Annotated in this window: 7 protein-coding genes and 1 tRNA gene; 5 read left to right on the top strand and 3 right to left on the bottom strand. The window is 68.8% G+C overall.

The genetic code is table 11. From position 1 onward, the window contains the following. Positions 1-137: 137 nt before the first annotated feature. A complete protein-coding gene (adhP, locus tag ACFWP0_RS29500) occupies positions 138-1,163 on the bottom strand; it encodes an alcohol dehydrogenase AdhP (RefSeq protein ID WP_057283580.1) in 1,026 nt (341 codons plus the stop codon). 236 nt (positions 1,164-1,399) lie between these two features. Here adhP and ACFWP0_RS29495 point away from each other — a divergent pair, with 236 nt between their 5' ends. Further along, entirely contained in the window at positions 1,400-1,789 is a 390-nt protein-coding gene (locus ACFWP0_RS29495; RefSeq protein WP_377848288.1) for a ribbon-helix-helix domain-containing protein, read from the top strand. Between the two features lie 79 nt (positions 1,790-1,868). On the opposite strand, the gene pbpG is transcribed toward ACFWP0_RS29495, so the two are convergent. Together pbpG and ACFWP0_RS29485 are read right to left on the bottom strand one after the other, a co-directional pair. Next, positions 1,869-3,083, bottom strand: a complete 1,215-nt coding sequence (pbpG, locus tag ACFWP0_RS29490) for a D-alanyl-D-alanine endopeptidase (protein WP_377848286.1) — start codon at positions 3,081-3,083, stop codon at positions 1,869-1,871. A 309-nt stretch (positions 3,084-3,392) separates the two neighbouring features. Then, positions 3,393-3,467: transfer RNA gene (locus tag ACFWP0_RS29485), tRNA-Arg, on the bottom strand. Positions 3,468-3,783: 316 nt separating this feature from the next. On the opposite strand from ACFWP0_RS29485, the gene ACFWP0_RS29480 reads away from it, so the two are divergent. The 4 genes from ACFWP0_RS29480 to ACFWP0_RS29465 all read left to right on the top strand — a co-directional run bounded on the left by ACFWP0_RS29480 (position 3,784) and on the right by ACFWP0_RS29465 (position 11,384). Further along, positions 3,784-4,983, top strand: coding sequence for an MFS transporter (locus ACFWP0_RS29480; protein WP_377848284.1), 1,200 nt, complete (start codon positions 3,784-3,786; stop codon positions 4,981-4,983). A gap of 24 nt (positions 4,984-5,007) precedes the next feature. Continuing rightward, the gene (locus tag ACFWP0_RS29475) at positions 5,008-5,172 is read left to right on the top strand and encodes a hypothetical protein (RefSeq protein ID WP_377848282.1); all 165 of its coding nucleotides are present in this window, start codon (positions 5,008-5,010) and stop codon (positions 5,170-5,172) included. 95 nt (positions 5,173-5,267) lie between these two features. Beyond that, entirely contained in the window at positions 5,268-7,931 is a 2,664-nt protein-coding gene (locus tag ACFWP0_RS29470) for a PD-(D/E)XK nuclease family protein (protein ID WP_377848280.1), read from the top strand. A 3-nt stretch (positions 7,932-7,934) separates the two neighbouring features. Beyond that, entirely contained in the window at positions 7,935-11,384 is a 3,450-nt protein-coding gene (locus ACFWP0_RS29465) for a UvrD-helicase domain-containing protein (RefSeq protein ID WP_377848278.1), read from the top strand. Positions 11,385-11,680 lie beyond the last annotated feature (296 nt).

Here is an 11,680-nt window from a genome sequence, read left to right as displayed (position 1 = left end):
TCCCGCGTGTAGGGCGCAGTTCCTGGCGGTGGTGGGCACGAAGATCACGCTCTGACCGCACCGGCTTCAACGTGAATGGCGCCTGGTGCGGCGGCATGTGCCGCCGCTCCAGGCGCCTTTTCCTTTGGCGTTGCGCGTCAGGCGAAGTCGAGCACGATGCGGCCTTCGATCTGGCCCTTCTTCATGCGGTCGAAAACGTCGTTGATGTTCTCCAGGCTTTCCGTGGCGACGGTGGCGTGCACCTTGCCCTCTTCGGCGAACTGCAGGGACTCCTGCAGATCCAGCCGCGAACCGACGATGGACCCGCGCACGGTCACGCCGTTGAGCACCATGTCGAAGATCGACAGCGGGAAGTCTCCCGGCGGCAGTCCGTTCAGCGCCACCGTTCCGCCGCGGCGCACCATGCCCAGCGCCTGCTCGAAGGCCTTGGGCGATACGGCTGTGATCAGCGCGCCGTGCGCGCCGCCGATTTCGCGCTTCAGGTAGGCGGCGGGGTCGGTGGTCTTGGCATTGACGGTGACTTCCGCGCCCAGGCGGCGCGCGAAGTCCAGCTTGGCGTCGTCGATATCCACGGCGGCCACGTTCAGGCCCATCGCTTTCGCATATTGCACGGCCATGTGGCCCAGCCCGCCGATGCCGGAGATCACCACCCAGTTGCCGGGGCGGGTGTCGGTCATCTTCAGGCCCTTGTACACGGTCACGCCCGCGCACAGGACGGGGGCGATGTCGACGAAGCCGACATTCTTGGGCAGCAGGCCGACATAATCGGCGGCGGCCAGCGCGTATTCGGCAAAGCCTCCGTTGACGGAGTAGCCGGCGTTCTGCTGCTGCTCGCACAGCGTTTCCCAGCCGCCCAGGCAGTGTTCGCAATGTCCGCAGGCGGAATAAAGCCAGGGGATGCCGACCCGGTCGCCTTCCTTTACATGGGTCACGCCCGCGCCCACCGCCACGACGTGGCCGACGCCTTCATGGCCGGGAATGAAAGGCGGGTTGGGCTTGACGGGCCAATCGCCTTCGACGGCGTGCAGGTCGGTGTGGCACACCCCGCAGGCTTCGATCTTCACCAGCAGTTCGCCCGGACCGGGGCGCGGCACCGCGACTTCTTCGATTACCAGGGGTTTGCCGAATGCTCGTGCAACTGCGGCCTTCATGGTCTTGTCCATCATTACCTCCGAAGTCAGATCAGTTTCACCATCCTCGAACGTGCAGGCCTTCGCATCCATGATTTATATCAACCAGCGCCCGATCGATGTGCGCCGGGAAACGTGTGGTTTCAGATTGGAGCGGCGTCGGCCCTGCGGCCTAGGGCATTCTTGCGGGTCGCGGCGTCTTGCCCGCGGTGCGCCAAACGTCGTACAGTGAACCGCGGGCGTGCTTTGCCGGCGCCTCAGGAGCCCTCATGTGTGAAATATTCATCCGCGCCAGCGAGCAGTCGTATGCCTGCGAAACCCGTTCCCTGCGGCTGCACGGCGTGGCGACCAGCCTGCGGCTGGAACGCCTGTTCTGGCAGGTCCTCGAAGAGATCGCCGGCCGCGACGGCATGCGCGTCACGCAACTGATCGAACGGCTGTACGACGAACTGGTCGAGTATCGCGGCGAGGCCGCCAATTTCACGTCCTTCCTGCGCGTGTGCTGCCTGCGCTATCAGTTGCTGCAGGCCGAAGGCCGGATCCCGCTGGATGCCGGCGTGCCGATCGGCTCCCTCAATGCGCAGGCCGTGCTCGAAGGCCTGCCGCCCTCGCTGTACGACACGCAGCCGCTGCGTCCGAAACGCCGCGCGGCGGCGTAGCCGCCGACCGTGCGCAAAAGAAAAGGGCCCGATCCGATCGGGCCCTTTGCATATGCGCGCGGCGCAGTTCAAGCCGGCATCAGCCGCCCGACTGGATCGACGCCAGCGCCACTTCGCTTTGCACGATGCGGCGGATGCGCACGGCGTCGCCGATGCGCGACAGCTTGCCTTGCGAATCCAGCAGCACGATGGCCAGGTCGCGGCCGTTGATGCGCGCCAGCATGACCAGGCATTCGCCCGCTTCGTTGATGTAGCCGGTCTTGGACACCTTGATGTCCCAGTCGGGCTTGCGCACCAGCAGATTGGTGTTGCGGAAGGTCTGCGTGCGGTTGTTGATCTCGACCTCGTATTCCGTATCGGTGGAATAGCGGTGGATCAGGGGGCGCTGCGAGGCCGCGCGCAGCAAGCGCGCCAGGTCGTGCGGCGACGACACGTTGTTGCTGGACAGGCCGGTGGGCTCGATGAAGCGCGTGCTGCCCATGCCCAGCGCCTGCGCCTTGGCGTTCATGGCGGCCACGAAGGCGGGCAGGCCGCCCGGATAGTGCCGGCCCAGCGCGTTGGCGGCGCGGTTTTCGGAAGACATCAGCGCCAGGTGCAGCATGTCGCCGCGCGACAGCTTGGTGCCCACGCGCAGCCGCGAGGTGGTGTGCTTGAGTTCGTCGACGTCCTCGTCGGTGATCTCCAGCATTTCATCCATGGGCAGGTTGGCGTCCACCACCACGACCGCGGTCATCAGCTTCGAGATGGAAGCGATGGGGCGCACGACGTTTTCGTTCTTGGCGAAGATGACCGTGGAGGTTTCCAGGTCTTGCACATAAGCGGTGCTGGAGCGCAGCGCGGCCGCTTCGGCGCGGGCCGAGGCCGCGGGCGGCGGCATGGCGGCGCCGGCGGCGGCTGCCGCGGCGCGCTGCGCGCGCGAAGGCTTGTCCGCCTTGCCGCCTTTGCCGCCCTTGCCGTTCCTGCCGGCGGCGCCTGCTTTCTTGGGCGGCGTGCCTTTGGCGGCGACCTGCTTGCCGCCCTTGGGCGGCCCTTTCTTGGCGGAGGAGGATTTGGGCGGGGCCTTCTTGGCGGACGGCGCGGCCTGCTTGGCGCCGGCGCTCTTGCCGGCGCCGGCCTTGGCCTTGGGCGCAGGGGTCTTCTTGGCTTGTTGCGCCTTGCAGGCCGCCGATTTGGCATTGGTCTTGCAAGGATCGGAATTCTTGGCGGCTTGCGCGCCGAAGGGCAGGAGCGCGCACACCGCCAGCGCCGCAGGCGCTATCGCGTTCGCAATTGCACGTTTCCAGGAAAATGCCATGATTGAGCAGGCTTATCGGTCTGTGAACAAATATTTCTTAAGCCGGCGTTACGTCGGTTCAGGAAAAGTCCAGATGAATTAGAGGCTTACGCGTCGAATTTAAACAGTAATTTCAAGTTGCGCGCAAGGCGATTCGCTATCATCGCTGAAAAAAATAAAAGTGACGTATTGACGTAGCTTCAATTCGTCACAAGACGCGTCACGGGAAGCTACCGTCACGGCGCGCGTGAGCGTAGCCCGGATTAACCCTCATCTGGCTGAACGTGCGGCATTTCGGGGGGAGGTGCGGCGTCGGGACCGAGGCCGGGTTGGCCTCGCCGGGTGGAATCGAACCACCAATTGACCCTTAGGAGGGGCCGGTTATATCCATTTAACTACGGCGAGACGGTCAAAACAGGCGCAAGAACCGGCCGCGGAGGCGGGGTTGCGCATTAAGGCCTTGATAATGCTGCGAATGTTGCGAGCCAGAGTTTATCACCGCCGGCGCGGGATTCGGAGCAGGACGCAAGTCTATCAGCAGCCGCGGCAAGCCCCAAATCAAAGGGCCGCCGGCCGCGCCGGCGGCGCGCAAAGCGCGATGCGCCAACGGGGGTATTCCCGGGGCCCGTCCCGGACTTGTATATGATGTCCGGGTCCTGCCTGAGAGCGGGACCGCCCCGAGGAGGGGGCGTACATCCAAAAACAATGAGACACGGATTTCATGTCCAGCCAAACCGATACGATTTCCACACGCATCATCGTCCTGGGCACGCTGGTCGTGCTGCTTGCCATGGGCGTGCGCGCCACCTTTGGCCTGTTCATGCAGCCGATGGGCCTGGCGCAAGGCTGGGGCCGCGAAGTGTTCTCGATGGCCTTCGCGCTGCAGAACCTGGTGTGGGGCGTGGCGTGCATTTTCATGGGCATGCTGGCCGACCGCTACGGGTCCGGCCGCACCATCGCGCTGGGCGCGCTGCTGTACATGCTGGGCATGATCGGCACGCGCTTTGCCACCGACGAGGCAACGCTCTATCTGACCGCCGGCGTGCTGGTCGGGCTGGGCCAGGCCGGCACCACCTTCCCGGTGATCCTGCCGGTGGTGGCCCGCGCCGTGCCGCCGGCCTATCGCAGCACGGCCATGGGCATCGCCAGCGCGGGCGGCTCATTGGGCCAGTTCGCCGTGGTGCCCACGGGCCAGCTGCTGATCAGCGGCCTGGACTGGACCGGCGCCCTGTGGGTGCTGTCGCTGTTCGTGGCCTGCGCGGCGCCGCTGGCCTATTTCCTGCGCGGACGTCCGCAGACGCACACGGGCCCGCAGCAGTCGCTGGCCTCGGCGGTCAAGCAGGCCGTGCGCCATCCGTCCTTCCACTTCCTGTTCTGGAGCTACTTCGTCTGTGGCTTCCATACGGCATTCATTACGCTGCACCTGCCGGCTTACGTCACCGACGGCGGGCTGACGGCGGGGCAGGGGGCCACCGCCGTGGCGCTGATCGGGCTGTTCAATGTGCTGGGTTCGTTCTATGCCGGCAAGCTGGGCGGCAAGTACAGCAAGAAGCGGCTGCTGGCCGTGGTGTACGGCATGCGCGCCTTCGGCATCCTGCTGCTCTTGTCGACGCCGCTGACGCCCTGGGTGCTGTACGCGTTCGCGGCGTGGATGGGGCTGTTCTGGCTGGGCACGGTGCCGCTGACGCAGGGCCTGATCGGGCAGATCTACGGCTTGCGCTACGCCGCCACCTTGTCGGGCATCGTCTTCCTGGGCCATCAGCTGGGCAGCTTCATCGGCGTGTGGCTGGGCGGCTATGCCTACGCCAAGACCGGCAGCTACGACATGGTCTGGTGGGCGGGCGTGGCGCTGGCGGTCGTTGCCGCCCTGCTGTGCCTGCCCGTGCGCGAACAGCCCGTCACCCAGCCGGCCGCGGCCTGAGGCCAGGCGCAGCCAGGCCACATCATGACGCCACAACCGCCCATCGCCCCAACTGCCCGCCGCCATCGCGGCTGGCGCCTGGCGGGCGCCGTGGCGCTGGCGGCGGTGCTGGGCCTGGCGTTCTGGGGCTACACCTCGCCCGAGATGAGCGTCCATTGGGAAAACCTGGCCGCGCTCTGCGGCTTCTAGGCGCGTCCCGGGCGCCGGCTCGCGGTATCCTACGGCGGTAATTTTCTCCGTCATTTTCGCGCCGCCCGACCCGCGGGCGGGCGCCATGGGTGCCCATGCAGGACGCATCGCTTTCCTATCCCGATCTATCGCTGCCGGACATCGCCGGCATGCCCGCCGCCGATACGCTGGTGCTGACGGTGAACAACCGCCTGTCGCGCCGGCTCACGCTCGAATTGGCCGGCCTGTTGCGCCAGGAGCGCCAGGTCAGCGAGCTGCCGCGCATCCTGCCCTTGTCCGCGTGGCTGGCGGAATCCGCCAACGAGCTCGCGTTCGAGGCCGATGACGACGTGCCCGCGTACCGGCTGGACAGTTTTGCCACGCAACTCGTATGGACCGAGGCGATCCGCGCCGAAGAGGCCGAACGCGTGCTGCTGGACGCCAGCCAGGCGGCGCGGCTGTCCATGGACGCCGACCTGCTGATGGACGAATGGGAACTGCGGGTGCCGTCCGGCGCGGACACCGACGAATATCGCGGTTTTGCGAAGTGGCGCGCCCGCTATCGCCAGACGCTTGCCGGCATCGACGCCGAAGACACCAACCAGGGCTATGCCCGCGTGCTGCGGGCGCTGGAAGACGGCCGGCTGGCTACGCCCCGGCAACTGGTGCTGGCCGGATTCACGGACGTGTCGCCGCGCTTTCAGCGCCTGCTGCGCGCCTTCGAAGCACAGGGCACGGACGTGGCGCAATGGCGCGACGCCCAGCGCGTGGAGACCGTGGCCCGGCGCTTCGAGGCGGCCGACCAGGGCGCGGAATGGCGGGCGGCGGCCGCCTGGGCCGCCAGCCACCTGAAGGCGCATCCCACCGGCCGCTACGCCATCGTCTCGCCTCAGCTGGAGGCGGAGTCCCCCTTTGCGCGGCGCGTGCTGAGCCAGGCCCTGGCCGGGCGCGACGGCGCGCCTCCCTTCGCGTTCAACGTCGCCGTGGGGCGGCCGCTGAACGAATGGCCGATGGCGCGCGCGGCGCTGGCATGGCTGCGCGCCCTGGCCGAATGCGCGCCGGGCAAGGGATGCGGCGTGGACGTGCTGGGCGCCGCCTTGCTGGCCGGGCATTGCGCGGGCGACTTGCGGGACCGCGCTCGCCTGGCGGCAATCGATGCGCGCTGGCGGCGCCAGGCCCAGCTGCATGTCAGTCCGCAGGACTGGCGCAAGCTGCTGGCCGACACCTCTGCATTGGCGCAGGCCTGGAACCAGGCCATGGAAATCTGGACGCAAGGCGGCCGCCAGGCCACGTGCGATGTCTGGATGCTGCGCATGAAGGCCGCGCTGATGGCGCTGGGATTTCCAGGCGAAGCCGTGCTGGACAGCGTGGGCTACCAGGTCATGGGCGCGCTGGGCGACGCCCTGGGCAGTTTTTCGGCGCTGGCCCCGGCCGCCGGCCGCCTGGGCGGCGTGGCCGCCGTGAACCTGCTGGAAAGCGTCGCGCGTTCGTCCTCGTTCCAGCCCCAGCGCGATCCGCTGGCGCGCCTGGACGTGCTGGGCTTGCTGGAAGCGGAAGGCGGGTATTGGGACGGCGTGTGGATGCTGGGCCTCACGGACGACGTGCTGCCCGCTTCGCCCAAGCCCAACCCGCTGCTGCCGCTGGCCGTCCTGCGTCTGGCCAAGGCGCCGCGCGCCACGCCCGAACGCGAACGCGAGTGGGCCGAGGGCATGTACGCCGCGCTGTGCCGCTGCGCGCCCGAGGTTATCGTCAGCCATTCCCACATGGACGGCGAACGCGAGCTGCGCCCGTCGCCCTTGATCGCTGCCACGGCGCTGACGGACTGGACGCCGGCGCCGGTAGGCGAGCAGGCGGCCTTGCCGCAGGAATCGCTGGACGACGCGCAGGGCCCGCCCCTGGCCGCGGGCAACCGGGGCGGCGGCGGCCTGGACGTGCTGGACACGCAGGCGCGCAATCCCTTGTGGGCCTTCGTGCGCCATCGGCTCGGCGGACGCGAACTGGCGCCCTACGCCGATGCGGCCACCGTAAACGTGCGCGGCCAGTTCCTGCACAAGGCGCTGGAGCTGGTGTGGGGCATGATGCCCGACCAGGACGCGCTGCATGACATCCTCGCCACCGGCCGCCTGCCCGCGCTGCTGGAGCAGGCCGTGGCGCAGGCCGCGGACGAAGAGCTCAAGGAGTACGCGCCGGCCTTGCGGGCGCTGGAATGCCAGCGCGCCCACGCCGTGCTGGCATCGTGGCTGGACATGGAGGCGCAGCGCCTGCCGTTCGCGGTGGCGCAGGTGGAAAAGAACCATCAGTGGCAGCGCGGCGCGCTCAACCTGAAGCTGCGGCTGGACCGCATCGACAGCCTGGCCGACGGCCGCAACGTCATCGTCGACTACAAGACTGGCGTGGCCGCCGCCAAACCCGAGCCGGACTGGTCGCGCAGCCGCCCGGTGAACGTCCAGCTGCCGTTCTATGCATCAGTGCTGGCCGACGCCGCCGGCGGCGAGGTCGCGGGCCTGGTGCTGGCGCAGATCCATGCGCGGCAGATCGCCGCGCAAGGCCTGGCCGACGAAGACCTGGGCATGCCGGGCGTGACGCTGGCCAGCGACAGCAAGTACTTCGACGGCCTGTCATGGCCCGAGATCCGGCAGCGCTGGCGCGTGGCGATCGAGGCGCTGGCCGATGAATATGTCGCGGGGTATGCGGCCAACGTGGCCTACCGCCGGGACGACCTTAAATACTGCGATGCATTGCCGTTCCTGCGTTTGCATCTGGACGACGAGGACGCATAAGCCATGGCCGAACAAGAACGCCTGCCGCAGGACCACGCCGCCCGCGCCGACGCGCTGGACCCGACCCGCTCATTCCTGGTGCAAGCCCCCGCGGGGTCGGGCAAGACCGAGTTGCTGACGGACCGCATCCTGGCCCTGCTGGCCACGGTGAACCGCCCGGAAGAGATCGTCGCGATCACCTTCACGCGCAAGGCCGCCTCCGAGATGCACGCGCGCGTGCTGAGCAAGCTGCGGCGCGGGCTGGACGCGCCGCCCGAGGCCGCGCATGAACGCCGCAGCTGGGAACTGGCCCGCGCGGCCCTGGCGCGCAATGCGGAGCAGGGCTGGCATCTGCTGGACCACCCGGCGCGCCTGGCCATCCGCACCATCGATTCCTTCTGCGCGGGGCTGGTGCGCAGCATGCCCTGGCTGTCTGAGCTGGGCGGCATGCCCGAGATCACCGACGACGCCCGCTCGCACTACGAGGCCGCGGCCCGCGCCACGCTGGACCTGGCCGACGACTACGAGGCCGTGCGCATCCTGCTCAAGCACCTGGACGTGGACGTGCAGGCGGCCAAGGACGCCATCGCCGACATGCTCGGGCAGCGCGACCAATGGCTGCCGCTGCTGCGCCACGGGTCCGACCGCGAGGCCATGGAGGCCACGCTGGCCGAAGCCATCGGCGAAGACCTGGACGCCTTGAGCGCGGCCATGCCTTACGGCTGGGCCGAAGCGCTATGCGGCCCGGCGCGCCTGGCCGCCGCCCATCTGCAGGACGGCGACGAGGACAACAAACTGCTGGCGCTGCTGGACTGGACGGAAGAACTGCCGCCCGACGCCGAGCTGCTGGACGCATGGCGCGCCGTGGCGCATCTGCTGCTGACCGGTACGGGCTCCTTGCGCAAGACGGTCAACAAGAACCTGGGGTTTCCCGCCAAGTGCGCGCACAAGGAACCCTTCGTGGCCTGGCTGGAAGGCGCCGACGGGCAGGCGGCCTGGGTGCGCCGGCTGCATGCGGTGCGCGACATCCCCGCGCCGCATTTCACCGACGCACAATGGGAGGTGCTGGGCGCCCAGCTGATGACCCTGGCGCTGGCCGTGGCGCAACTGCGACTGCGCTTCGCGGACAAGGGCGAGGTGGATTTCATCGAGATCGCGCAGCGCGCCGCGGCCGCGCTGGGAAGCGCCGATGACCCGGGCGAGCTGCTGCTCAAGCTCGATGCCTCCATCCGCCACCTGCTCATCGACGAATTCCAGGACACCAGCCAGACGCAGCTGGACCTGCTGCGTACGTTGACGTCGGGCTGGCAGGCGGGCGACGGCCGCAGCCTGTTCCTGGTGGGCGACCCGATGCAGTCGATCTACCGCTTCCGCAAGGCGGAGGTGGGCCTGTTCCTGGAAGTGGCCGACATCGGCGTGGGCGAATTGCAGCCGGACTTCCTGAACCTCACTGACAACTTCCGTTCGCAGGCCGGCATCGTGGATTGGGTGAACCGGTCGTTCGTGGAATTGCTGCCCAAGCGCAGCGATGCAGGCGCGGGCGCGATCGCCTACAGCCCGTCCACGGCCTTCCACGAAGCCTTGCCCGACCCCGCGGTGCGCTTTCATCCGGCGTGGTCGCGGGAAGGCGCGGCCCCGGCCGAGGAGCAGGCCGAGGACATCGCGGTGGAACTGGTGCGCCAGGCCCTGATCGATCACAAGGGCGCGAAACATCCCGTGGCCGTGCTGGTGCGCGCCCGCAGCCATCTGGGCAACCTGACCCGCCGGCTCGCGCAGGAAGGCATCCGCTGCCGCGCCGTGGACCTGGTGCCGCTGGCCTTGCGGCCGGTGGTGGCGGACCTGGTGCAGCTGGTGCGGGCGCTGTCGCACCCCGGCGACCGCCTGGCCTGGCTGTCGGTGCTGCGCGCCCCGTATTGCGGGCTGACGTTGGCGTCCCTGCAGCGCCTGTTCGGCGACGACCACATCACGCCGGTGCCCGTATTGCTGGAGCGGGCGCTGCGCATCCCGCCGCAAACCACGGCGATGGCGGCGGACGCCGCGCCGCAGGGATCGCTGTTCGATGCCGCGCCCGTGGAACCCGAATCGCCTTGCGCGCAATCCTTGCTGAGCGCCGACGAGTTCGCGCGCTTGCGCCAGGTGGCGGCCGTCCTGCTGGACAAGCGCAACGGCTCCGGCGCCATGCCGTTCGCGGCCTGGGTGGAGTCGCTGTGGCGCCGCCTGGGCGGGCCTGCCTTGTACGCGGGCCTGTCCGTTGCCAATGACGCGGAAAGCCTGTTCCAGCTTGTCGAGCGCCTGGCGCCGCACGGCGGCATCGACGTCGCCGCGCTGGACGCCGGGATATCCCGCCTGTTCGCCGCGCCGGACGCAGCGGATGAGGATGAGGGCGCGGTCGAGATCATGACCATGCACAAGTCCAAGGGCCTGCAGTTCGAAACGGTGATCCTGTACGGCCTGCACCGCGCGCCGCGCGGAGACCAGGCGCCGCTGGTGCGTTTTGAGCAGAGCGGAGGCCGCGTGCTGTTCGGCCCCGTCAAGCCCCGGGCGGAAACCGAGGCCGATCCGGTGTCGCGCTATCTCGGCGCGCGCGAGGCGCGCCGCGCCTCCTATGAAATCGACCGGCTGCTCTATGTAGCCGCGACGCGGGCGCGCAAGCGCCTGCACCTGGTGGGCCATGTGTCGGTGGACGAGGCCAGCGGCCAGCCCAAGGCGCCGCCCGCCGCCAGCCTGCTGGGACGCCTCTGGCCCTGCCTGTCCGCGCCGGTGCCGCCGTCGCTCAATGGCGAGCCCGTTCCCGAAACCGCCGACGCGCCCGAATGGCAAGGCGAGCCCTTGCGCCGCGTGGACCGCGCCGGCCTCGCGCAGTTGTCGCGCCAGGCCGACGTGACCGTCAGTCCCGGCTTTGCCACCGCGACCCGAGGCGCCTGGGGCGACAGCGGCGAGCATCCCGCCTGGCAACTCGAAGCCGGCTACGACGCCGCCATCGGCACCCTGGCGCACGCGTGGCTGGCGCGCATCGGGCAGGACGGCGTCGGCGCCTGGCCGGTGGACACCCTGGCGCTGCGCCTGCCCGCCATGCGCCGGCAACTGACGCGCGCCGGCATCCCGGCAAGCCAGGCCGACGCCGCGTCGGAAGCCGTGCTGGAAACCTTGCAGGCAACCCTGGGAGACGAACGCGGCCTGTGGCTGCTGTCGCAATCGGGCGCACGCCGCGAGTGGCCCCTGATCGACGCCGCGGGCAAGGTGTCCGTGATCGACCTGGCGCTCAGCACCGAAGACGGCTGGCTCATTGTCGACTACAAGACCGGCCGCCCGCACCCAGGCGAATCCCCAGCGTCGTTCGCCACGCGCATGCGCCAGCGCCACGGCGAACAGCTGCTGCGCTACTGCGCGCAAGTGACTGCGCTCGACGGCCGCACCGCGCGCGCAGCCCTCTACTTCCCGCGCGCCCGCGCATGGATCGACCTGACGGTGTGAGAGGCAAGCACAGCAAAGGCCGCCTAGCTAAAAAAGCAGACCGCGGTAATGCGTAGAGCGGCAAAGCGCAGCGAGCCGCCCGGGCAAGCGCAGCAAGGCCCGCCTAGCTAAGAAAGCAGAGCGCGGTAATGCGTAGAGCGGCAAAGCGCAGCGAGCCGCCCGGGCAAGCGCAGCAAGGCCCGCCTAGCTAAGAAAGCAGAGCGCGGTAATGCGTAGAGCGGCAAAGCGCAGCGAGCCGCCCGGGCAAGCGCAGCAAGGCCCGCCTAGCTAAGAAAGCAGACCGCCGTAATGCGTAG

The sequence above is a fragment of the Achromobacter sp. NPDC058515 genome (assembly GCF_042721735.1).
Lineage (GTDB): Bacteria > Pseudomonadota > Gammaproteobacteria > Burkholderiales > Burkholderiaceae_B > Achromobacter.
The sequence above is the reverse complement of the archived record's forward strand: the minus strand, read 5'-3'. Positions and strand labels throughout refer to the sequence as shown.

What these genes read in the sequence shown, in the direction of transcription:
- adhP (WP_057283580.1), bottom strand. Translation starts at nt 1,163, where the DNA reads ATGGACAAGACCATGAAGGCCGCAGTTGCACGAGCATTCGGCAAACCC.
- ACFWP0_RS29495 (WP_377848288.1), top strand. Translation starts at nt 1,400, where the DNA reads ATGTGTGAAATATTCATCCGCGCCAGCGAGCAGTCGTATGCCTGCGAA.
- pbpG (WP_377848286.1), bottom strand. Translation starts at nt 3,083, where the DNA reads ATGGCATTTTCCTGGAAACGTGCAATTGCGAACGCGATAGCGCCTGCG.
- ACFWP0_RS29480 (WP_377848284.1), top strand. Translation starts at nt 3,784, where the DNA reads ATGTCCAGCCAAACCGATACGATTTCCACACGCATCATCGTCCTGGGC.
- ACFWP0_RS29475 (WP_377848282.1), top strand. Translation starts at nt 5,008, where the DNA reads ATGACGCCACAACCGCCCATCGCCCCAACTGCCCGCCGCCATCGCGGC.
- ACFWP0_RS29470 (WP_377848280.1), top strand. Translation starts at nt 5,268, where the DNA reads ATGCAGGACGCATCGCTTTCCTATCCCGATCTATCGCTGCCGGACATC.
- ACFWP0_RS29465 (WP_377848278.1), top strand. Translation starts at nt 7,935, where the DNA reads ATGGCCGAACAAGAACGCCTGCCGCAGGACCACGCCGCCCGCGCCGAC.